The sequence below is a fragment of the Streptosporangium sp. NPDC050855 genome (genome assembly GCF_044456585.1).
Taxonomy (GTDB): Bacteria; Actinomycetota; Actinomycetes; order Streptosporangiales; family Streptosporangiaceae; genus Streptosporangium; species Streptosporangium longisporum.
The window spans coordinates 66,872-88,374 of the sequence record NZ_JBITFY010000025.1 but is presented as its reverse complement, the minus strand read 5'-3'; the positions used below and the strand labels follow the sequence as shown (position 1 = coordinate 88,374).

Below are 21,503 nucleotides of genomic sequence, written 5' to 3'. Positions count from 1 at the left end.
GTGGTTCAGTTCAACCCAGATTTTGATCCGGCGCTACAGGCAACATACGGGCCGGACGGCCAGACAATGACTGTGGCTCGTGGCTACATCGTCCAGGACAAGGCGATGCCGGGCCAAGACAAGCAGGGCCTCAAGTTCCTGTTCAACCCGTCCGTGATTGATGTGAACTATCCGAGCTACGAGGGCAACATCGCGATGGCGTCCGGTATAGACCCTACCGCGCAGGGTCTTTTTCGAGGTGTCACCAACCAGACATTGTCTTTCAGCTTGCTGTTTGACCGGTGGGCGGAAGCCTTCAATCAGGGGGCAATGGCTGCCGGTGTCAGCGTGGACATCGAGCAGCTCAAGGTCATGGTCGGCATGAATACCAAGCAGGCGTTCAGCACGGATCGCGACAACGGAGGCAGCACTTCAACGCTGAGTACGACCGGGACGGGCGTGCCCGTCTTCGTGCCGATGCGTTTCTACTTCGGCACATCATCGAACTCGCTGAGGTACTTCGGAAACATCACCGAGTTTTCCGTGCAGTATCAGCACTGGACGTCCTATATGGTGCCCACTCGATGTTCGGTTGAGCTGTCGGTGGCGCTGATTCCCGACACCGTTTCTTTCACCGATCCCGGCAGTAGTGACAGCGTTGACGGATACAACCCGGATCCGCTGCACGACTTCGGGAACAACTCCGCCTTGGAGCGGCTGCGGGAGGTTCCGAACTGATGGCCGAGAGCAGGTACGAGGGAATGCGGAGCGTCTACACCAAGCGGCGCGGAGCACTGGTGCGAGGCCGGGAGCTTCGGCCGAACAGGGCGTGGTCTTTTCGTTTTACCGAGTACATCGTCAAGGAAGGGGACCGGGTCGATCTGATCGCCTTCCGCAATTACGGGGATGCGGGATTGTGGTACATGATCGCTGACGCTAATCCTGAGATCCTGGACTGGATGACCGTTTCTCCTGGCATGAAGCTGAGGTTGCCGAATGTACTGGCGTAAGCCCTTGCTGGATTTCAAGGTCAGCGGAAAGAAGGTCTCACCGCCCGCCCTGGAAGTTCGGGTGGAGCAGAAGGTCTCTGAACACACCTTGATGTATATCTCCTTGCACTATCCGATGGACGGCCAGTTCGTCATCAAGCCGAAAATGTATAAGGAGAACAGCCTGGTTGAGGTGCGGTGGGGCTGGGAGCCGGACGACCTGCACACCTTCTTCGGCTACATCCACCACGCCGATTACGTCTCCGAGTCTCCGATGCGGCGCCAGAACGTGCAGGTGGATTATGTGCTCGTCGGCAGCGGCCAGGCGCTTTCGGTGACGCGGACCAAGGACTGGCGGGAGATGACCGACAGCGCGATTGCCAAGGAACTCGCGCGTAAGCATCAGCTTTCCATCGTGGCGCACAAGACCAAGCGGGTTCACAAGTACGTCTACCAGGACCGTAAGACCGACTACGCCTTTCTTCAGGAGCGCGCGGCAGCCTCCGGGCGGCGCTGCTGGGTGGAGAACGGCACCCTGTATTTCGTTGATCCTGCCGCATGGGCTGCTGCGAGGAAGGCGACCGCGCCCGAGTTCGAGATCCACAAAAGCGGCAACAAGTGGTACCACATCAACGACTTCAGGGCTTGGGTCGGCGACGACATGCCGGACCCGACCGGCCGGAAGATCGAGCACGCGGCCTACGGTGTCGATTTCAAGACGGGCCGGGAGATCTTCAATACGCAGGGTGACCCCAAGGCCCGCCAGGAGGTCATCCCAGACACGCGCCTGGACAGCCAGGACGAGCTGGACTACACGCTGGACGGAGCGCAGATCACCAGCCAGGACTACCTGTCGGCCACGGCCACGCTCAAGGGCTCCACGCGCCTCCAGCCCGGTCAGCCGATCAAGCTCAAGGGCGCGGCGGTCGCCGAGCGGCTGGCCGGTGAGTGGGTGATCACAGCCGCCACGCACACCCTGCGCGCTCCGGTCAACGCCCCGAGCGCCGGTATGGCGAAGATCGACTTCACCTCGCACGTGACGCTCGCGCGCAACGCCCCCGACACCTACACCTACCGCGATCAGAGCGCTCCGATGGTGGACGATTCGGCCGTGATGGCGGGCGGAAAGTGGCGGTCACGCACGATGCAGGAGGTGATTTTGTGAGCGAGGAAAAGCGCCCGGTTCACGAGGGCTATTTCTGGGGGCTCGTCGTCTCCACCCAGGACCCGGAAAAGAAGCGGCGCATCAAGGTACGGGTTCCTGATGTGCTGGGCAAGACCATCTCGGAGTGGGCCGATCCGGGTTCCATGACGATCTCCAAACTGAAAGTCGGGGAGAAGGTATGGATCCGGTTCCTTCACAGCGATCTGCGGTATCCGCAGTACTTCATCCCGCATGACGTCAAGAAGTTCGCGTTCCTGCACAATGACGAAGAGCTGCTGGAGCTGACGCACCCGGAATCTCCGGTGAAGGTCCGGGCTCCGAAAAGCCCAGCGATCGTCTCTGGAAGTTCGTCGTCGGTGAATCTGACCGGCGGAGAAGTGCACTGCATGGGCAAGGACGGTGCGGGTTATGTCAACTGCGTCGCAGCCGATTTCGTCTACGGCTCCAGCCGGGAACTCAAGGAGAACATCCGAGAGCTGGACTTCGACCCCGAGCAGGTGGTCCGAGATGCGCCCGCCAAATTGTGGAACTACAACGCAGAACACGCCGATCCCGTCATCACGCGCGTCGGCCCCATCGCGGAAATGCTGCCGGATCTGGTTCGCCAAGACCAGCATGTGAATCTCGCGGGGATGCTCGGTGTTCTGTGGGGAGCCGTCGCCCAGCTCTCCGAAAGGGTCGAAAAAATGCAGGCCGAGATTGACATTCTAAAAGGCGTATAACACCCAAATACACTGGGATTCGTAGGAGCCGGATTTCCAGATGTGAACGGGTGAAAACGTGGACGACGCGCTGAATTTGTCTGACTACGCGGAGGCTCAGCGAGCCGCGCGTATCGCGGCCGAGGATCGCGCCGTGGTGACCGAGGCCCGGCTGCGGACCGCGCAGGCGCGTATCCGGGAGCTGGAGACGCTCGTGCTGCTGTACCGTCCGGCGGATGCCGCTCCCCAGCCGGAGGCGTCTTTCAGACCGGCAGGCGGTAGCTACTTCAGCCCGGCGGGTCAGTACGGGGAGTCCTGATGCCCGTTGCCCTGGATTTGCCGTTTCGGATCGGAGCTGACGGCGGCATCGCGGTCACCCGTGATCCGGCCAAACAGATCGTGCAGCGCATCGTGTCCGTGGTCGGCACCGAGCCCGAGGAGCGGGTGATGCTGCCGCAGTTCGGTGTGCCGGTGCTCGACTATCTCTTTGAGCCCGGCGGCGGTCTGGTGGCGGCTGAGCTGACCGAGCGGACCAAGGTCCAGATGGCCATGTGGGAGCCCGGCGTCATCGTCAACGACGTCCGGCCTTTCCCCAAGCCGGATCAGATGAGCATCGCCTCCATCGACATCCGCTACACCCGCACGGACGCGCCGGACTCCCCTGACGGGCTGGCCCGCTCCATTCACACGGCGTCGATCGACTCGCGCGGCCGGATCAGGGAGAGGCTCCGTGGCTGACGTCCCCATCGACTACACCAGCGCCGACTACCAGGAGATCAAGACCGATCTCCTGCGGCATGCCGACATCATCCTTCCGGAGTGGACCAGCCGCTCGGAGGCCGACTTCGGCGTGGTGCTCGCCGAGCTGTTCAGCCACAGCGCCGACCTGCTCAACTACTCCATTGACCGGCTGCTGGCGGAGTCCTACCTGCCGACAGCCACCACGATGCAGGCCGTCATGACCATCGCCGACGTGCTGGGGTATGTCAGTCACTCCAACGTCGCAGCCGTCGGCACCGTCACCTTGATCACCGATGCCGACGGCCCGGCCGTCGTCGTGCCTGCGGGCACGGCCTTCAGCAGCCGCTACCTGGAAGCGATCGACGGCGTCTTGCGCTTCGAGTCCACCCAGGAAGTCACTGTTCCCGCCGCTGGCGGCACGGCGGTGGTACCCGTGGCCGAGGGCCGCACCACGACGAAGATGCTGCTCGGGGTGAGCGACGGCACCGAGCTACAGAAGTTCGAGATCCCCAATCGCGGAGTGATCGACGGCAGTGTGCGCGTCCACGTCGAAGCGCCATATGCGGACCTGGAGTGGACCTACGTCGCACGGCTCATCTACAGCGCACCCCACGACCCGGTTTTCACGATCCGCCCTGACCCCGAGGGCAGCGTCAGCCTCTTGTTCGGCGACGGCGTCAACGGGGAGATCCCGCCGCTCGGCTCCCGCGTGTACGCGACCTTCCGCAGCGGCGAGGGGCGCAACGGCAACCTGGGCGCGGGCCACATCTGGACCATGTCCGACGGGATTGACGGCGTCACGCTGGCCACCACTCCAGCAGGTGTGCCGATCTCCACGGCCATGACCGGCGGCGGGGACCGCGAGGACATCGAGGAGATCCGCCGCAACGCCTCCCTGGCCTACGCCGCTTTCGGCCGCGCCATCACTCTGGACGACTACAGCAAGATCGCACTCACGGTGCCGGGCGTCTCGGCGGCCAACGCCGTGTCCAACGTGAGCAGCTCCGTCGTGGTCTACATCGCCGGTCCCGGCCGGACGACCCCGAGCGTGGATCTGATCAACGCCGTGACGGCCCAGCTCACCGCCTCCTCCGCAGCGGGTGTGCGGGTCAACGTGCAGGGGCCGACCATCATCAAGATCAATTTTGGGTCGGTGACGACTCCGATGCAGCTCACCGTAGCGCCGACCTACCGCCGCTTCCAGGTGGAGACCAGCGTCCGCAACACCCTCACGTCGCTGGTCAACAGCCCGGACAACGGCTTCGGCTCCAAGATCACCATCGGTGAGGTCTACGGCGCACTGACGGCGATCCCTGGCGTCGTCAACATCACGATCCCCGTGTTGGCCCGGCACGACGCGGCGCAGACCGTGCTGGCCGATGCCGTCATGGCCGCCTACGAACTGCCCCAGCTCGGCACCATCACCATGGCCACTACCGGCGGGGTGGCTTGATGCCTGCGAACTATCCCGCGACGCTGCGCGGCTGGAGCACCAAGCGCGATTTTCAAGATCCAATTTTTGCCGCCCACTTCAACCAGGTCCAGGACGAAGTTGCGGCGATCGAGCGCACGCTTGGCCTGATGCCGCACAAGGCCACCAACAACCCGGCGGACCGCACGGTGGACTACGGCACGGTCACCGATCGCATCTTGGCCGCCGCCCGCGCCGAGCCCATGATCACCTACCGGGGTAGCAACATCGGCGCCCAGGTCGTCCCCAACGAGTACTTCCGGCCGCGCCTGGACCCGATCGAGGACACCCACGACGGCGCACACGGCACCGGCTACCGCATCCCCCAGACCGGCTACTGGGTGATCGTCGCCAAGGCCGACTGGCACGCCACCAGCCAAAGCCAGCAGCAGATCACCTCGCGCATCCTGTCGTTGGAGATCAACGCGAAGGACGTCGGGTTACGCGATGTGCTGCTGGAGACCGACGGCAACCGAGACAGCATGACGACCACGGTCACTTGGCAGGAAAACCTCGTAGAAGGCACGGACATCACCGTTGCCCTGCACGCCATTCTCGCCGACGTAAACCGCGCCGTCGCGCCGGTCAACGTCTACCTGCGCTGCTACCTGGTGCGCTGCCTCAACAAGGGCGGGCCGGGCATTCCGAATTCAGACTTCGATCCGGATCCGCCGCCGCCTCCGCCTCCGCCACCTGATGACGGCTGCCGCATTCACACCAGCTATGAGCCGCCACCGAAAGACGAGTGCAAGCAAACCTACACGGTGCGCTTCAGCAGCTACATGAACCGCTCGTACACGTACGACAACTGCGGAAACGCGGCTCCGTCTGAACCTAGGCCGCCGGGAGTCATGTACGAGGCCACTCCGGTCGGAGGCGGCATGTACGCGTACGACCCCGACAGCGGGTTCCCCAGCACTTAATCATTGAGAGGGTCCTGTGACCGCGTCCTATCCCCAGTCAATCCCGGTCTGGTCCACAAAACGTAATTACGTTGACGTCGTGTGGGCCGACCATATGAACCGCGTTCAGGAGGAGGTTGAGGCGATTCAGCGCACGCTCGGAATTGTGCCGCAGCGTGCCTCGAACAACCCGGGCGGATTGACTCCTGATCACGGCACCGTCGCCGCGCGCATTCAGTCGGTGGCGCGTGGAGAGCATGTGCCGTTTTTCCGGGGCAGCGTGCGCGAGTTCGACGTCACCACAAATGCCTGGCAGCGGCCGACCCTGCGCGCCGATGAGGATCCGTTCGGCATGTCCACCGGCACGGGAATCCGGCTGAACGAATCGGGCCTGTGGTGCTTCACGATCAAGGCGGACTGGCAGACCAACTCTGACACCCAGCGCTATGAGGCGATCCGGTCGCTGCGCCTGGAGATCAACGGCAACGACATCGGCGTGCGCCACGTGCTGGAGGAAGGCTCTCACAACAGAAACGCCTTGCACCAGCACATCACCTGGACCGAGACGCTGGCCAAGGGAACGCGGATCAGCATGGGAATCCGGACCGATCTCAACGCCAGCACACGCGAGCTGGACGCCCATTGCTACATGCGCGCTCACCTGATCCGCTGTCACCCCCACACGGGAGAAGGTGAGTCGGTCCCTTTTGACCAAATGCCCGACCAGAAGCCGGGCGATAAACCACCTGTCTGCATCCCCAAGCCGAGGCCGGACGAGTGCCGTTACACCGTCTACTGCTGCTATGAGGGACTGCGGACGGTTCCTCGCAGTGATATCAATCGCGGCGGGTCTGCTCTGTCTCGTATCCAGATCATCGACAACTCACACCGGTTCTACGACATGTCCCCGCACCCGATTTTCACCACGCTGGACGAAGCCATGGAATATCGGGATGAGCTGTGGTACCAGATGACCGGCTGGCGCGGCGCCTGGCAGGAAGCCGATAACGTTGTAGAAAGCGGAATCCATTGGCCATCTACCTAACCCATAACTACGGCACCCGATTTTATGGCCCCGAACCGGATTTGCCGAACTTCAATCCGGCATCCTTCACCGCGTACTCGCTGAACTACCTGAAGATTCACGTCACGTGGGATCCGCCCACCGGAGAATTCGCACGCTTCCGGCTGGTCAAGAACCGCTGGGGATACCCCGTCTCTGAAATCGACGGAGAAATCCTGCTCGACTCGGACACGCCCCAGACCTCCTACACCGACAGCGACGTCTTGCCGGGCACCTTCCATTATTATTCGGCCTTTATCAAGCTCGGCGGCCAGTGGATGTGGGCGGCCACCGCGAGCTGCCTGCACGTTGCCGACCACCAAAGCGCGGCCTGGCTGTGGTCACGCCTGCCGATCCACTACCAGATCATGCGCGGCAACCGGCTCGACCTGGAAGCCGACACCAACACCACACTGCGCCGGTACATGTCCCTGATCGGGTGGGGCCTGGACAAGGTCCGCACGAGCTACGCCGCCGCCTGGCGAAGCCAAGATCCCGGGTACGCGCACATCGGAGCCATCGACCTGCTGATTCAGCAGTTCGGCCTGCCCGCCTACCCCGGCCTGTCCGGTGCCCGAAAGCGGAGCTTCGTACGCGATGCCGCTTCACTGCTGGCCCGGCGCGGCACCATGGAGGCGATGATCGCGGAGGCACGCGCCGCCTCCGGCTGGGACCTCGCGCTGCGCCCGTCCCCGAACCTGATGTTGACGGCCGACCGCTCCCAGATGCTCAACCCGCGCCCGCGCGAGTGGGACCCGACGATCATCTACAAGGTCGGCGACCGCGTCACCATCGAGGGGGCCGACTACGTCTGCAAGGTCGCCGGATCCACCGGCTACGCCCAGATGCCAGCGGCCGGTGACCGCGTGGCCAACACGTGGTGGGATGTCCTGCTCGTCCTGGACGCAGCGACCTCCGCCTACGACGCGACCAGCCGATCCCAGCACGGCTGGGCGCCCCAGTCCTTCACCGGGACCGTCGCGGAAACGCTCGTAGCCACAGAGCTGGTGCTGGGCGCTCCCAAGCCGTTGGAAAGCCACCTGTCGGTCAACGCCGTCACCGTCAAGAACAACGCGGCATCCACGACGGCGAACATCGGTGCCCGCCTGCTGCCCGAGGCCGCTGGCCAGACGGTCAAGCCTCTGACGGCGATCACGCATGGCATTCCCCTGCCCAAGCCGCAGCCGTGGAGCGCCACCGCCGACTACCCGAGCGGCTCGCTGGTCACCTACCAGGGCAGGCTGTATACGGCGGTACGACCGGGCCGTCTGGGCATCGCGCCCGCCAGCTCCGATCGCTGGCAGGTCGTCGGCACCGACACGCGCCTGAGACTCACGCTGTCGGCCTACACCCACCAGCCGCACACGGCCACCGCGAAACCTGTCAACCCCGCCCAGGTCTACGCGGAGTTCTACGACGAGCGCGGGGCCTTCCTCGGCCGCGAATTCGGCGTGGCCACGGACACGCGCGTCCTGGACACCTTCACCGCCTACACCGACAACGCCATAACGCCACTGACCGGCCGAACGACGGAGTACGGCAACAAGGCGTGGACCACCCCCGCCACGGCATCGGCATTCCGGCGCGACTCCTACCTGTACGGCGTCGCCCGGCCGAGCAACCCTGACGCTGCCCGATCCATGGCGCTCATCGACTACGGGGCCGCCAACGCCACCGTCGCCGCAACTCTCGGGGCCAACGCCCCCACCGGCAAGGTCCAGGCCCTCGTGCTGCGCGCCGCCAGCGAGACCAGCTACATCCGCGCGAGCAGGACCAAGCTCCAGACGGTCAACGGAGCGGCGATCACGGACCTGGTCACCTACTCCACACCGCTCAGCGACGGTGACCGGCTGACCGTACGGGCCACCGGCACGGCCCTGACGGTGCTGCGCAACGGCGTGCAGGTCGCTACGACGACCTCGACCTTCAACCAAACACAGACGAGATTCGGCATGACCGTGGAGACGCCGTGACGAACTACGCGAACTACCTGCCGAACCCGTCGTTCGAGACGAACACGGCCACCTGGAGCAGCCCTGACGGGGCGAGCCTGTCGCGCGGCACCGCGAACAAGCAGGTCGGCAACAACGGCCTCCAGATCGCGGTCACCACCACCAGCGAGCAGAGCAAGGGCATGGAGACCACCGTGCCCATCGACATCGGCTCGGGTCCTTTCACCCTGTCGGGCTACGTCGTGGCCCGAGCCGCCCAGCAGGATCCGGCGGCCAACCGGATCACGATCACCGTCTATGATCTGCTGCCCGGCCAGAGCGCCGCCCAGCGTCAGCAGCGGGCCACGCTCCAGGTGGTGGCCACCGGCCGGTGGGCGCTGCGCAACATCGCGCCGCGCGCCGGAGCCGACCGGCTCATGGTGCGGATCGCGGTCGGCAACGTGTACTACCAGGCCGCGCACTCCGAGACGACCCTCATGGCGCGCTCGAACAGCTATAGCAGTAGCTCTGCTGCGTACAGCTTCTACAACTCGCTGCCGAACTACCTGCGCAGAGGCGCCCCCTACCAGCAGGTCACCCTCTGGTGGGTGGACTACTACGAGGAGGTCAACACCCACTACCCGGCGGTGGACGGCGGCACCGCCTCAGCATGGGTGGACGCCCTCCAGCTCGAACAAGGCACTGTGGAGACGGCCTACGTAGACGGCGGCTTCCCTGGCTACACCTGGTCCGGGACGCCCCATGCGTCAGCCACTCTCGGTGTCGCCACCACCCAGGCGCACGGCGATACCTTCTCCACCGGCAGCCTGGGTACCTACGTCGTGCTCCTTCCCGAGCTGTCGGGCACCGCTGCTTCCACCGGGCGCATGGAAGCCGTCCTGGTCGGCATGGCCGGTAGCGGTACGGGAAGCTCAACCGGCCGCCTGGCCCTGTGGCAGTTCGGCCCGGCCGCCGCGAGTGGAAGCGCCGACTCCAGCGGAAGTCTCGATGCCTACTCGGTGATCTACGTCGGCGCGAGCGGCACCGCCGCTTCCGACGGCAGTGTGGCGCTGGACATCACCTACCCGATCTCGCTGAGCGGCACGGGAAGTTCCACGGGAAGTGTGGCACTGACCTTCCCGCCCGAACTGGCAGGGTCGGGAACTGCCTTTTCCATCGGTAGCCTGATTGCCGCCATCGCCGGGCAGTCGGAAGGCCACGGAACCGGGTCTTCCTTCGGAAGCCTGGATCTGGGGCAGGCGATTCCCGTTGGTGGGTTCGCTGACTTCGCGATTTTCGGGGCGAACGAAACCGACCCTCTCCTGAGCATCCGCGCCAACAGCAACGGCGGTGTGAACACCGGAGCCAACGGCGCCGAATGGGTACGCGTCTACTGCGATTTCGTCGTACCCGAGGACGTCGCCACCTCCAGCGGAACCCTATGGAACCGCGCCGCGTACCTCGTCCCCGGAATTCGATTCGAAAACGTCGCGGCCACAAACTGGCAACAATTCACCATGTATCAGGTGGAAATCGCCGGGGCCAATGGGCCGACGTTGTATCGCATGGCCAACTCACTGGTCCCCTACGTGTATCCGGACCGGCTGAACATCGCCAAGACCAAGCTGACCATCCTCACCGGGGGCACGCAGACGACTTCCCAGGACGTGGCATCGCCGCTTCCCAGCGACACCCAGCAGGCCCAGCGCGTGACGTTCCCGGTAGGTGTTTCCCGGCAGGTCATCACGCAGTACGACACCCTGCGTGGCGGCGCGTGGTACACCGTCTCGGCCTACGTCCACAAGTCGGCCGGGATGGGCGATCTCTTCCTGCGCGTCTACAACCCGGCCACGGGTGCCCAGCTCGCGAAGCCTGCTTCCTACACCGAGGGAAGTGCTGCCCCAGCACTCGGGGAAGGCTGGAAGCGCATCGTCGCCGTCTTCCAAACACCTGCGAACGGCGGAGTTCTTATGCGGTGGGAACCGCAGATCACCCAGCCGCAGATCTCCGAAGAGGAATTCGCGGTGGCAGGCCATCTTCTCGAAGAGGGAATCGCGCCGGAAGACTACTTCTCATGGCAGTCGGGCAACATCGATCTGTGGTACCGCTACGGCCACAATGACGCTTCCGGCGGCACCTTCTATTACAAAGACTTCGCGCGCCGCAGCTACATTCTCAAGCAGGCGCTCGACGAATCTGCGCCAACTGGAGTCATCGTCGAGTATCCGGAATTCGGGAAGATCCCGTACCTCGACAATTAGGAGTCAGGGAAAACCGTGTATACCGTTCAGCTTCTCACCGTCGTCCTTTCCACCATCCTCCCGGTCCTCGTCGGCCTGGTCACCAAGGCGAGCTGGGGCGGCGGCGTCCGCGCCGTGCTGCTGGCGCTGCTGTCGGTGACCGGCGGTTTCGTCTCGGCCGCCCTGGACGCGGTCAACGCGAACGTGGCCTTCGACTGGAAGAGCGCGCTCATCACCGCCTTCACGGCCTTCGTCGGCGCCGTCGCCACGCACTTCGGTCTGTGGTCGCCGACCGGCGTTGCCGACTGGGCCAAGAGCAAGCTCGTGACGGACCGGTTCGACCTTGCCGCCTGAGGCCGACCTTCTCACGCTGGCGCAGGTCGCGCTGACGTGCTGGGTCGCCTGGGAAGTGCTGCGGGAAGCTGGGGCAGCCCGGCTTCCCGTCCTTCTTCAGTCGGTTCTCGTGATCGCCGTGGCGCTCGCGCTGCTGTGGTGCCCGTGGCCGCTGGTGACCGACGCGGGGACCGTGGCTGCCCTCGTGGCGCTGCTGGGCCTGATGACGCGGCGAACTGAGCAGCCGCAGGTGATCCGGCGCACCGCACGCCTGTCCGGACCTTGATGTAGGGTAGGTCCTGCTACGCAGAGCCTTGTGTCGCTACCAAACGAAGAACCCCTGCTCAACGGTACTCCGGTGGCCAACGGAGTTGAGCAGGGGTTCTTTTGCGTATGCCGACGGACGAGGGCACCGTGACTGCCCTGACCCTCGCTCCCTGAGCCCCTGGTACCGTCGCCAGGGGCTCAACAGTTTCCGGTTGAATATCGGTATGACTTTCCAAACTCACCGCAAAGACGGTAGAACTGGTCTGCCGAATCCGACCTCTTGAGCTGAGGATCCCCCTTGTCTGATTCCACTCTCGCCGTTGGCGTGCTCGGAACCGCGAACCCGAAGGCCGAGCTGATCGAGCAGGCCGTCACCGAATGGCTGGACAGCGTCCTTCCCGAGGACGACGGGCACCTGATCATCTGGTTCCCGGCCGACCGCACCGTCACCACTCCCGGCGTCGCCGCCGTCCACGCGTGGGCCATCGCTGCCGAGGAGCTGACTCACGCAGTGGTCAGCACGACTCCCGGCGTTCGCGGTCGCGAGATCGCCGCCGCCGCCGACGAGCAGGTGCCTGCGACGGGTGACGTCGTGACGGACCTGCTCACGGCCATCGTCGGCACCGACAACGGCACCTGTGACCCGTACCTGCTGCTGCTGTGGGAGGAGGGCACCGACGGCGACGCCATGGAGGAGATCGCACGCCAGGCGTGTGACCTAGGCATCAAGGTCATGGCCCTCAGCTCCGCCGGTATCGACGACATCAACTTCGACGACGAGGATGACGAGCCGCAGGCGGACGCCGAACAGGAATCGGGGGAGGAGGACGAGCCGGAGATGCCCGAAAACGCCCCCACCGCAGAAATTTCAGAGCCTCACAGCCCCTCCCCGGTATCCCAGGACCCCCCGAACCCTCAGGACCTCCAGGACCCGCTCCCGGGCTTCGAGCACTACGCGGTCCCGGCCGCCGCCGACGAGGCGCAGACGTTCGCTCCGGCCGCGCTCGACGACAAGATCATCCCGCGCCTCATGGCCGACTTCGCCGAAAGCCTCTACCGGGTCATGGACGCCATGGTGCGCGAGCGCGTGGAAACGGAGCTGCTGCGCCGGGACGCGCTGGCGCTCCTGGCCGAGAAGCGTGCGGAGGTCGTCGCGTTCAACACCACTCCGGGCAAGTCTCGTGACGAAGAGAACAAGGTCACCGTGGTCAAGAAGAAGGACGGCACCTACGCGCCGGTCAAGCCGGGCCGCCTGCCCGGTGGTGCGCACAGGGTGCAGATCCCTGAGAGCCAGGCCAGGGAGCTGGGCCTGGTGGCCTAGACACACGAAGCGGGGGTCCCCCAAGCCATGGGACCCCCGCTTTTGATCTCCCTCGGAACGCTTCCAACGATCCGGACACTACCGGACAAATCGGCCTCATGCAAGCTAAGATTTAGATACCAAGGCCGATACTCAAGCCGAAATTCTGGAGCCCTACACGTGGCCGACGTCTCCACCGAAATCCGTATCCCGCGCCGTCGTGGCGGATACACGGTCCTCTCCAACGACCTCCTGGAGCCGGGCATGATCTCCGCCCGCTCCTACGGCATCCTCGTCTACCTCGTGACCCGCCCTGACGGCTGGGTGGTCCGCGTCGGCGACCTCATGAAGAAGTTCACCGAGGGGCGCGACGCCATCTACGCAGCGCTGAAGATCCTCGTAGACGCCGCGTACATGGGGATCGAGGACGTCCCCGACCCTGAGCGCCCTGGCCTGGTGCGCAAGCGGTACTTCATGCGCTGTGACAACGAGGGGAAGTTCCCCGAAGTTTCCCCAGGTCAGCCCCCGCATCCTGAAAATCCGGATCCGGGTTTCCCGCATCCGGAAAAGCCGGATCTTAGTAATTACGGAGTAGTACCAAGTACTAAGCGAACTACAACCCCACGCACGCGCTCCGCGCGAGCGGCGGCGGGCAGCCGGTCCAAGGACCGTCTTTCACACCGGCAGAAGGATGACGACTTCGACCCGGCACGAAGCCAGGGCCTCTTCGACCTCCCCGAGCAGGATCCGGCACCGGCCAAGGGCCGCAGCACCAACCCCGACACCGGCCTCGGCCTCGCCCAGTACTTCGAGACCCGCATGCGCGCCAGCAACGACCTCGCCGCCAAGGTCGGCACCACCAACCTCCCGGCCCTGGCCAAGAGCCTGAACGGCTGGAAGCAGGCAGGCGTCACGCCCGACCAGATCCGCTCCATGATCGACATCTACGCCAGCGACCCCAGCTTGCACTGGCAGGGCCGCGTCGCCTGGGTGAGCTTCCTGGCCCGCCGCGCCGCGCTGGCCGAGCGCCTCCAGGCCGCCGAGCACACCGACCAGCACCACAACCCCGCCGCCGACGGCTACGCCGAGAGCTGGGGCCTGAGCCAAGACGACGTCGCCCTCTACGACACCCCCAAGACCTGGGCCGAAATCCAGGCAGAGAGGCAGGCCACCCATGCTGCCGATTGACTACTCCTGGCGCTGGGAGACAGCCCAGATCCCCCACGAATGCCGAGGACGCGGCTTCGACGACTGGAAGATCTACAACCCCAGCGCCGAGAAGGCCATCGCCGCCGCCGCCGCCTTCGCGGCCGACTTCCCCGAGCACTACGGCCGGACCTCCACCGACCGCAGCCGCGTCGGCAAGGGCCTGCTCCTCATCGGCGACCACGGCACCGGCAAGACCACGCTCGCCTGCATGACGGCGGCCGAGATCCACTGGGCACACGACAACACGATCATGTACGTCAAGGCCAGCCGCATGCTCTCCGACATGCGTGCCGTGGTCGCAGGCAACGCAGGCCCGAAGATCGTCCGGCGCGTAGCGCGCCTGCGCACCGTGCACAACCTGGTCATCGATGACGTCGGCAAGGAGTACCGCACCGCGAGCGGTTACGTCGGCGCGGAGATCACGGACCTGATGCGCGGCCGGTACGAAGACGGGCTGCCCACCACTGCCAGCACCAACGAGAGCCTTGAGAAGTGGGACGAGATGTACGACCCGTCCATGTCCAGCTTCGCGCACCAGGCGTTCACCATCGTCCACCTCGCCGGATTGGACATGCGCCGTGTCTGAGTCACCCTCTGCCCGGTTCTTCGTCGCCGAAGCCACAATTCCGGTCTGGCTGAGCGAGAGCAACCACAACATGATCGCCGCGAACATGGCCAGCCATCTGCGCGACAAGGCCATGGACGCGCGGCTCCACCCAGCGCAGGCCCACGTCAAGCGGAGCCAGGACGGTGACCTGGTCACGATCACCGTCACCGTCGGAGCCATCTCGTACGAAGAGGTGCCTGATGCAGGGCGGTGACCTGTCGGCGGAGGTGATGCCGACCGTTCTCGTGGTCTTCGAGACCGTGATCGCCACGCCTCCGGCCGCCCCGCCCAAGCGCCTCTTCCGCAAGAGCGCGCCTCCGGCCGCCGCCGACTGCGCCTTCGACTCGACGGCCGAGGCGGCTCTGTGGCGGCTCACCCTCAACGCCGACATCAACGTGGAGATCGTCACCTTCCGGGGCGAGGAGTTCGCCGCGTCGATCCGCGAGCTGCTGAACGAGCACAACTACCCAGCCCGCACCGCCTGGGCCGCGCCCTCACCTGACGCGCTCGCCCGCCAGCTCGCGCACATGCCGCACGTCCTGGCCGTCTACGACGGCGACTCCACCCGGCAGTTCACCTACGGCGGCCGGACCCGCGTCGTCACCAGCCACAACAAGCAGCACCTCGGGGCATTCTGATGGACATCTACCGGCAGATCATCAGCCACACCGTCTCGGCCGACGGCATCAAGGCCGTCCTGGACGCAGGCGTCAAAAGGGATTGGTTCGCCGATCCCGACGCGCTGGCGGCCTGGGATTTCATCCTGGAGTACTCCGGCCGGTACGGCAGCGTGCCGTCAGCGCGGGCCTTCAGCTCCGAGTACCCGAACTACGCCCTGGACCGCGAGCTTGAGCCTCTCGGCTACGTCCTGGACGAGGCCCGCGACCGGCGCACGGCCTTCCATTTGGACGCCGCTGTTCTGCGCGCCGCCCAGCTCCTCCAGCAGGGCCGCACCCAGGACGCACTCAAGGGCCTGTCCGCCACGGTGGCGACCGTACTGGCCGACGTACCCACGACGCTCGCCGTAGACGTCACCGCAAACGGCGCAGAGCGCATCGCCCGCTACCAGGAACTTCGCGACCACGACGGCGCGTTGAAGGGCATCACCACGGGCTTCTCACTGATGGACGAAGCTCTCGGCGGCTGGCGCGGCGGGAACCTCGTCATCTTCGGAGGTCGTCCCAAGTCCGGGAAGTCCACCTTCCTGCTTCTCTCGGCCATCGCTGCGTGGATGTCAGGGAAGAAGATCCTGTTCGTGGGCTTCGAGATGAGCCAGGAAGAGCAGGAAGAACGGCTCGACGCCATCCAGGCCATGGTGGCTCACAACGCTCTGCGGGACGGCTCGCTGGCACTGAAGGAATTCCGCAAGGTCGAGAAGTCGGTCAAGAGCATGGAACTCTTCCCGAACTTCTGGCTGGCCACCGACCCGGACACGTCCACGAGCCCGAGTGGCATCCTGGCCATGGCCGACATGCTCAAGCCGGACATGGTCGTCGTGGACGGCCTCTACATGATGCAGGACGACCAGGGCGAGGACGTCGGCTCCGACAAGGCGCTGCGTCACATCTGCGCGGCCTTGAAATTCGGGGCGATGCGACGGGAGATCCCCATCCTGGCCTCCACGCAGATGCTCCAGTCCAAGATGCACGGGGAAGACGTCAGCCTCGCCAGCTTCGGCTACTCCTCCGGCTTCCAGCAGTGGGCGGACGTGCTCATCGGCGTCCAGGTCACCGAGGACCCGATCATCGCCATGATCAAGGTGTTGGCCGCCCGCAACGGCAGCCCGTTCGACTTCTGGTTCTACCGCAATTGGGTGCAAGGCAAGTTCTTCGAGATGGAGCACAACCCCTTCGGCGACGACGACGGCGACACGGGCGGCCACCATGGCTACTGACCGTCTTTCACCCCGGCACAAGATTGCGAAGGGCTGGGATGCCTTCGTGGACGTCGTCCCTGGAGACGTGGCCGCCGCCATGGAAGCCCTCAAGATCGAGGTCACGGGCGAGGCCCTGGGGGAAGTCTCCGCCCGCTGCCCCGCGCACTTCGAGCGCCTCGGCCACGAAGACCGCGACCCTTCCTTCTCCGTCAACGCCTCCAGCGGGAAGTTCAACTGCTTCTCCTGCGGCTTCTCCGGCCGCTTCCCAGATCTGGCCGCCTACATGCTCGGTGTCGAGCACGGCCAGGCCGTCGCGTGGATCCGCAGCCAAGGCACCGTGGCCGCCGTCGCCCGCATGTACGAAGAGCGCGAACCCGAGCCCGAGCGCATCAAAGTCAGCGAAGCGGCGCTCGCGCTGTACGTCGATCCGCCCTCCGAGGAGCTGGCCAAGCGCGGCATGTCCCTGGCCGCCGCCCAGAAATTCGGGATCTTGTGGGACGCCAAGCACTCCGCGTGGATCACCCCCATCCGTGATCAGCGCGGCAAGCTCCTGGGCTGGCAGACCAAGTCCCAGGGCTACGTACGCAATCGCCCCTACGGCGTGAAGAAGAGCGAGACCGTCTTCGGCTACCACGTGGCCCGCGCCGCCCCCGGCACCGCCGTCCTGATCGAATCCCCGCTGGACTGCGGCGTCCTGGCGACACACGGCGTGGAACACCCCGTCTCCACATTCGGCGCGAAGGTCAGCGCCCCCCAGATCGCCCTGCTGAGCGCCTTCAGACGCGTGATCATCTGGCTGGACAACGACGACGCAGGCTGGCGAGCCGCCCAGTACGTGGCCCGTGAGCTGCACAAACGCTATGTCGCCGTCTCTGTCGTCACCTACCAGGGCTTGCCCGCCGGATGCGATCCGGGCGGCTACAAGGACGACGACGGCAACACCGTCCTGCTCACCTCATGGCAGATCAGTGACCAGCTCACCATGGCCATGCCCTACTCCCTGATGCGGTGGTAACCCCCCATGCTGCTCACCCCCCTGTTTCCCTACCAAGCCCGTGAGGTCCCGCGTCTTGCGGAGTTGGGCGGTCTGCTGCTGGCCTATGACACCGGCCTGGGGAAGACGATCACGGGCCTGGCCATGGCGGAGAAGGTCCTGGAGCACGGCAACGGCACGGTCGTGCTGATCATCTGCCCGGCCTCGCTCCGGCTCCAGTGGGCACGCGCCATTGCCGAGCACACCGACGTGGAGACCACCACGAAGAAGATCGGCAAGAGGGAGATCCGCATCCCCACCGACACCTGGTGCGTGGTCGTCGGCGGAACCCCGGCCCAGCGCAAGAAGCAGCTCGCCGACGTGATCGAGCGTCGCCCCCAGTACGTCATCGCCGGATATGAGACGGTCGCGGCCGACATCCGCAAATTCCGGCACCTGGCCGACATGGTGATCATCGACGAGGCCACGGTCCTGTCCAGCCGCACCTCCAAGCGCGCCAAGAAGCTGCGGACCGTCATGGCCGCCTACCGGCTGGCGCTCACCGCGACTCCCGTGGAGCACCGGCCGGAGAACATCTTCGGGATCATGGAGTGGGTGAATGACGACGTCCTCGGTGATTTCGAGGACTTCGACGTGGCCTACATCGTGCGCGACCGCTGGGGCCGCCCGCAGCGATACCGCAACCTGCCGACGCTGCACAAGATCCTCGCGCCGGTCCTGATCCGCAAGCGGATCGAAGATCCCGATGTTGCCGCGTATATGCCGAAGACGCGGTATGAGACGTGGCCGGTGGAGCTGACGCGCGCTGCTCAGAAGGTGTATGCGCAGGTGGCAGGCGACCTCGCGGCCGAGCTGGCGCAGACCGGCGTGGCGGGGGAGTTCGACATCGGCGCCTACTACGGCGGCTACGACGAGTCCACCGGAGCGGGCCGCGCGATGGCCGTCTACGGCGCGATGCAGATGCTCCTCAATCACCCGCAACTGGTGGTGTCCTCCGCGCTGGAGTACACGCAGGCCGAGGCCCGGCGCGCAGCCGGTGGCACGGTACCCAAAGACCTGCCCGGCTCCGCCTACGCCGCACGCTTGGTGGCCTCCGGCGCGCTGGCGAACCTGACCAGCTCGCCGAAGCTGGACCTGGTCGTGAGCAAGGTCCGCGACATCCTGGCCGCCGACCCGGCGCACAAGGTGGTGATCGTCTCCCGCTATCGGGGCATGGAGCCGATTTTTCGGGAGAGTTTCGGATCCAGTATCGGAACTGTCAGCTACCACGGGGAGATGACGGACCAGGCAAAGGCGGCTGCGGCCGACGGGTTCAACGCCGATCCCGACATCAGGGTGCTGTTGATGAGCCACGCCGGAGCGTACGGGGTGGACCTGCCAGGAGGCTCACACCTGATCAACTACGACCCGCCCTTGAGTGCTGGCCAGCGGGTCCAGATCAACGGCCGGATCCGCCGCGCCAGCAGCAAGCACAAGGCTGTGACCATTGTGGATGTGCCGGTACAGCAGACGATTGAGGTCCGGCAGTACGACCGCCTGAAGATCAAGAACCAGGTGGCCACGGCCATCGTGGACGGCGTCGGGGCGGACGAGTGGGGCAACGTGGAGGCCCGTGTGGAGTCGCTGACCTGGCACGCTGAGCGGGCCGCGCTGGGTGCGTCTGGATGATCTTGACACTTACTATTCCGGATGCCCGGATCGTTACTGGGGGACCGTCAGTATCGGGTTCAATATCGGGGTACATTTAGATTAGTTTCTACCGACGAGCCCCAGCGAGGACGACCCCGTGCCCATCCGCCGCACCCCGACCAGCTCAGCATCGCTGCCGAGCCTGGAAGAGGTCACGACGGCGGCCCGGCAGAAGTTCGCCCTCGATGAGGACGTCAAGCGGCTCGGGGATCGCTCAAAGTCGCTGCGCGACCTGATGGACGCGTACGCCTCTCGGGCCGGTACGGCGGACGCCAAGGGCCACCGCCGGGTCCGCTTCCCCGAGCCCCTTGAAATCGGGGGAAAGCAGGTCAGCGGCTTCATCCGCCAGCGCAGCGAGACCATCACGCTGGATGAGGAAGCCGTCTACGACCTGGCTACGGAGAAGGGCGTCTTGGACCGCGTCGTCCGCAAAGTGACGTACGAGGAGATCGACCAAGACGCCCTCTTCGCCTTGCAGCAGGAAGGCGTGATCACCCGCGACGAGCTGCGGGCGCTCTTCACCTCCAGCACCACGTACACGATCAAGAGGTTCTGATCATATGGAGCATCCCGGCCGTCCCCTCTGGTCAGCCCTCCCGGCCGACGAAGACCGCGCCCGCCTCAACGAACTTCCCTTCATCACCAAGGAAGTCACCGTACGCGGCGCGACCAGGGAAGTCCGCTTCTGGGAAATCGCGTCGTTGGCCGAGTTCCTCAACCGCAAGCCCAGCGTGATCCGCCTCTGGCGCACCAACGGAACCCTCCCCGCGAGCCCGTTCCACTCCAACGTCGCCACGACGGCCACCGGCTCCAAGCACGGCATTCGCTACTACTACAGCGAAGACATGATGCTCGGAATGCGGAGAATCGCCCGCGAAGAGGGCGTTCTGGAGCGCTACAACGCCCAGATCAGCCGCACACACTTCACCCGCCGCGTGCAAAGCCTGTTCGACGCGGCACAGGCCGCCCTGGTTCAGAAAGTGGCCGCCTGATGGAAGTTTCCGTACGCCGAGGAACGCGCGTCAACCTGGGCAATTTCGAGTGGGAAGAGATCAGCTACCAGGTCAAGCTGAACGACTCCGACTTCCCCGACGAGCCCGGCACAACGCTCGAAGACCTTGAGAACCGCGCCAAGGAGTCGGTTAACCGCCTCCTGGCCGACGACATCATCCGGCTCCGTGATCTGGCGATCAACAAGTCCCACGTCCACGACCAGCAAGTCTGAGAAAGGCACACCCCCCAACCATGGCCCGCACCATTTCGCGCCGCAGCGCGACCCCCACCGCCAGCCAGTACACCCCCGAGCCGGAGACCGACGACGAGGCCACCGAGCGCACCGCCTCCGCCCGCCGACACCCCGCCCGCACCCCCAGCCAGAACAAGCGCGACACCAGCACCTCCTCCGCCACGGGCGGCTGGGGCGGATACAACGCGGAGAAGAAGAAGGGCGGCAAGAGCTACGGCGACCCGCTGAAGGTCAGCACCAAAGCCCAGATCATCGCCTTCCTTCAGTCCGATCCCTTCGCCGTCTACCGCGAGCACTGGATTGCTGGTGAGGGCCGCCAGTCCTACACCTGCCACGGCACGGAGAAGGACGCCAAGGGCAAGGAAGTCAACATCTGCCCGCTGTGCGAGGTGGACCAGAAGAAGCCCGCGCTGCGCGTTCTCTTCAATGTCGTCGATTTCAGCGACGGCGACCCCAAGGTGGTCGTCCTCCGCGCTGGCGTGCAGCTCTCCGACCTGATCTACGACTGGGCGCAGAACGACAAGAGCAGCCCGATCGACCGCTTCGGGGACCCCGACGGCAAGCCGGACCTGTACTGGTCGATCAAGCGGCTGGAGAAGCAGACCGGCGGCCGGACCAAGTACGACTACTTCATCACCCCGGTCAAGGATCGCGACCTGGATGAGTGGGACATCGAGCCCCTCACCGCCGAAGAGCGCGACGCGCTGATGGCGAACCTCTTCACCGCCGAGACGCAGGTCCGGATCGACCCCGTAGAGGACCTGGAGGAGCTGGCCGACGGGCTTGCCGCTTAGTCAGCC

General features: G+C 65.2%; 25 protein-coding genes. All 25 read left to right on the top strand.

Annotation, left to right across the window (positions count from 1 at the left end):
* The 25 genes from ACIBCT_RS35700 (at position 1) to ACIBCT_RS35580 (ending at position 21,497) form a co-directional block, all read left to right on the top strand.
* A complete protein-coding gene (locus ACIBCT_RS35700; protein ID WP_399196365.1) occupies positions 1-717 on the top strand; it encodes a hypothetical protein in 717 nt (238 codons plus the stop codon).
* Entirely contained in the window at positions 717-989 is a 273-nt protein-coding gene (locus tag ACIBCT_RS35695; protein WP_399196363.1) for a LysM peptidoglycan-binding domain-containing protein, read from the top strand. Before ACIBCT_RS35700 ends, ACIBCT_RS35695 begins: the two co-directional genes overlap by 1 nt.
* The gene (locus tag ACIBCT_RS35690; protein ID WP_399196361.1) at positions 976-2,133 is read left to right on the top strand and encodes a phage late control D family protein; all 1,158 of its coding nucleotides are present in this window, start codon (positions 976-978) and stop codon (positions 2,131-2,133) included. The genes ACIBCT_RS35695 and ACIBCT_RS35690 overlap by 14 nt, the downstream gene beginning before the upstream one ends.
* Positions 2,130-2,855, top strand: coding sequence for a phage baseplate assembly protein V (locus tag ACIBCT_RS35685; protein WP_399196359.1), 726 nt, complete (start codon positions 2,130-2,132; stop codon positions 2,853-2,855). Before ACIBCT_RS35690 ends, ACIBCT_RS35685 begins: the two co-directional genes overlap by 4 nt.
* Before the next feature lie 58 nt (positions 2,856-2,913).
* Positions 2,914-3,153, top strand: coding sequence for a hypothetical protein (locus ACIBCT_RS35680; RefSeq protein ID WP_399196357.1), 240 nt, complete (start codon positions 2,914-2,916; stop codon positions 3,151-3,153).
* Complete coding sequence (locus ACIBCT_RS35675) at positions 3,153-3,572, top strand: GPW/gp25 family protein (RefSeq protein ID WP_399196355.1); 420 nt, start codon at positions 3,153-3,155, stop codon at positions 3,570-3,572. The genes ACIBCT_RS35680 and ACIBCT_RS35675 overlap by 1 nt, the downstream gene beginning before the upstream one ends.
* Positions 3,565-5,028 carry a baseplate J/gp47 family protein gene (locus ACIBCT_RS35670; protein ID WP_399196353.1) on the top strand — a complete coding sequence of 488 codons (1,464 nt, stop codon included), beginning with the start codon at positions 3,565-3,567 and terminating at the stop codon, positions 5,026-5,028. Before ACIBCT_RS35675 ends, ACIBCT_RS35670 begins: the two co-directional genes overlap by 8 nt.
* Positions 5,028-5,969 carry a hypothetical protein gene (locus ACIBCT_RS35665; RefSeq protein ID WP_399196351.1) on the top strand — a complete coding sequence of 314 codons (942 nt, stop codon included), beginning with the start codon at positions 5,028-5,030 and terminating at the stop codon, positions 5,967-5,969. Before ACIBCT_RS35670 ends, ACIBCT_RS35665 begins: the two co-directional genes overlap by 1 nt.
* 79 nt (positions 5,970-6,048) lie before the next feature.
* On the top strand, positions 6,049-6,993 hold the full coding sequence (locus ACIBCT_RS35660; protein WP_399196349.1) for a hypothetical protein: 945 nt from the start codon (positions 6,049-6,051) through the stop codon (positions 6,991-6,993).
* 41 nt (positions 6,994-7,034) lie between these two features.
* On the top strand, positions 7,035-8,984 hold the full coding sequence (locus ACIBCT_RS35655) for a hypothetical protein (protein WP_399196347.1): 1,950 nt from the start codon (positions 7,035-7,037) through the stop codon (positions 8,982-8,984).
* Entirely contained in the window at positions 8,981-11,203 is a 2,223-nt protein-coding gene (locus tag ACIBCT_RS35650; protein WP_399196344.1) for a hypothetical protein, read from the top strand. The genes ACIBCT_RS35655 and ACIBCT_RS35650 overlap by 4 nt, the downstream gene beginning before the upstream one ends.
* A 15-nt stretch (positions 11,204-11,218) precedes the next feature.
* A complete protein-coding gene (locus tag ACIBCT_RS35645; RefSeq protein WP_399196342.1) occupies positions 11,219-11,536 on the top strand; it encodes a hypothetical protein in 318 nt (105 codons plus the stop codon).
* A complete protein-coding gene (locus ACIBCT_RS35640) occupies positions 11,526-11,801 on the top strand; it encodes a hypothetical protein (RefSeq protein ID WP_399196340.1) in 276 nt (91 codons plus the stop codon). Before ACIBCT_RS35645 ends, ACIBCT_RS35640 begins: the two co-directional genes overlap by 11 nt.
* Positions 11,802-12,080: 279 nt before the next feature.
* Entirely contained in the window at positions 12,081-13,103 is a 1,023-nt protein-coding gene (locus ACIBCT_RS35635; protein WP_399196338.1) for a hypothetical protein, read from the top strand.
* Positions 13,104-13,262: 159 nt separating this feature from the next.
* Positions 13,263-14,270 carry a hypothetical protein gene (locus ACIBCT_RS35630; RefSeq protein WP_399196336.1) on the top strand — a complete coding sequence of 336 codons (1,008 nt, stop codon included), beginning with the start codon at positions 13,263-13,265 and terminating at the stop codon, positions 14,268-14,270.
* The gene (locus ACIBCT_RS35625) at positions 14,257-14,877 is read left to right on the top strand and encodes an ATP-binding protein (protein WP_399196334.1); all 621 of its coding nucleotides are present in this window, start codon (positions 14,257-14,259) and stop codon (positions 14,875-14,877) included. The genes ACIBCT_RS35630 and ACIBCT_RS35625 overlap by 14 nt, the downstream gene beginning before the upstream one ends.
* Entirely contained in the window at positions 14,870-15,112 is a 243-nt protein-coding gene (locus tag ACIBCT_RS35620) for a hypothetical protein (RefSeq protein WP_399196332.1), read from the top strand. Before ACIBCT_RS35625 ends, ACIBCT_RS35620 begins: the two co-directional genes overlap by 8 nt.
* Complete coding sequence (locus ACIBCT_RS35615; RefSeq protein ID WP_399196330.1) at positions 15,099-15,536, top strand: hypothetical protein; 438 nt, start codon at positions 15,099-15,101, stop codon at positions 15,534-15,536. Before ACIBCT_RS35620 ends, ACIBCT_RS35615 begins: the two co-directional genes overlap by 14 nt.
* Positions 15,536-16,792, top strand: coding sequence for a DnaB-like helicase C-terminal domain-containing protein (locus tag ACIBCT_RS35610; protein ID WP_399196328.1), 1,257 nt, complete (start codon positions 15,536-15,538; stop codon positions 16,790-16,792). The genes ACIBCT_RS35615 and ACIBCT_RS35610 overlap by 1 nt, the downstream gene beginning before the upstream one ends.
* Before the next feature lie 46 nt (positions 16,793-16,838).
* Positions 16,839-17,789, top strand: coding sequence for a toprim domain-containing protein (locus ACIBCT_RS35605; protein ID WP_399196326.1), 951 nt, complete (start codon positions 16,839-16,841; stop codon positions 17,787-17,789).
* A 6-nt stretch (positions 17,790-17,795) separates the two neighbouring features.
* Positions 17,796-19,436, top strand: a complete 1,641-nt coding sequence (locus ACIBCT_RS35600) for a DEAD/DEAH box helicase (RefSeq protein ID WP_399196324.1) — start codon at positions 17,796-17,798, stop codon at positions 19,434-19,436.
* Between the two features lie 118 nt (positions 19,437-19,554).
* Positions 19,555-20,013 carry a hypothetical protein gene (locus tag ACIBCT_RS35595; RefSeq protein WP_399196322.1) on the top strand — a complete coding sequence of 153 codons (459 nt, stop codon included), beginning with the start codon at positions 19,555-19,557 and terminating at the stop codon, positions 20,011-20,013.
* Between the two features lie 4 nt (positions 20,014-20,017).
* Complete coding sequence (locus ACIBCT_RS35590) at positions 20,018-20,449, top strand: hypothetical protein (protein WP_399196320.1); 432 nt, start codon at positions 20,018-20,020, stop codon at positions 20,447-20,449.
* Positions 20,449-20,682, top strand: a complete 234-nt coding sequence (locus ACIBCT_RS35585) for a hypothetical protein (RefSeq protein ID WP_399196318.1) — start codon at positions 20,449-20,451, stop codon at positions 20,680-20,682. The genes ACIBCT_RS35590 and ACIBCT_RS35585 overlap by 1 nt, the downstream gene beginning before the upstream one ends.
* Positions 20,683-20,702: 20 nt before the next feature.
* A complete protein-coding gene (locus tag ACIBCT_RS35580) occupies positions 20,703-21,497 on the top strand; it encodes a hypothetical protein (protein WP_399196316.1) in 795 nt (264 codons plus the stop codon).
* The last annotated feature ends 6 nt before the right edge of the window (positions 21,498-21,503 follow it).

Excerpts from the sequence above, each read along its gene's own strand:
- ACIBCT_RS35610 (WP_399196328.1), top strand. The coding sequence starts at position 15,536 with ATGGACATCTACCGGCAGATCATCAGCCACACCGTCTCGGCCGACGGC.
- ACIBCT_RS35675 (WP_399196355.1), top strand. The coding sequence starts at position 3,153 with ATGCCCGTTGCCCTGGATTTGCCGTTTCGGATCGGAGCTGACGGCGGC.
- ACIBCT_RS35615 (WP_399196330.1), top strand. The coding sequence starts at position 15,099 with ATGCAGGGCGGTGACCTGTCGGCGGAGGTGATGCCGACCGTTCTCGTG.
- ACIBCT_RS35585 (WP_399196318.1), top strand. The coding sequence starts at position 20,449 with ATGGAAGTTTCCGTACGCCGAGGAACGCGCGTCAACCTGGGCAATTTC.
- ACIBCT_RS35665 (WP_399196351.1), top strand. The coding sequence starts at position 5,028 with ATGCCTGCGAACTATCCCGCGACGCTGCGCGGCTGGAGCACCAAGCGC.
- ACIBCT_RS35690 (WP_399196361.1), top strand. The coding sequence starts at position 976 with ATGTACTGGCGTAAGCCCTTGCTGGATTTCAAGGTCAGCGGAAAGAAG.
- ACIBCT_RS35590 (WP_399196320.1), top strand. The coding sequence starts at position 20,018 with ATGGAGCATCCCGGCCGTCCCCTCTGGTCAGCCCTCCCGGCCGACGAA.
- ACIBCT_RS35600 (WP_399196324.1), top strand. The coding sequence starts at position 17,796 with ATGCTGCTCACCCCCCTGTTTCCCTACCAAGCCCGTGAGGTCCCGCGT.
- ACIBCT_RS35695 (WP_399196363.1), top strand. The coding sequence starts at position 717 with ATGGCCGAGAGCAGGTACGAGGGAATGCGGAGCGTCTACACCAAGCGG.
- ACIBCT_RS35625 (WP_399196334.1), top strand. The coding sequence starts at position 14,257 with ATGCTGCCGATTGACTACTCCTGGCGCTGGGAGACAGCCCAGATCCCC.
- ACIBCT_RS35580 (WP_399196316.1), top strand. The coding sequence starts at position 20,703 with ATGGCCCGCACCATTTCGCGCCGCAGCGCGACCCCCACCGCCAGCCAG.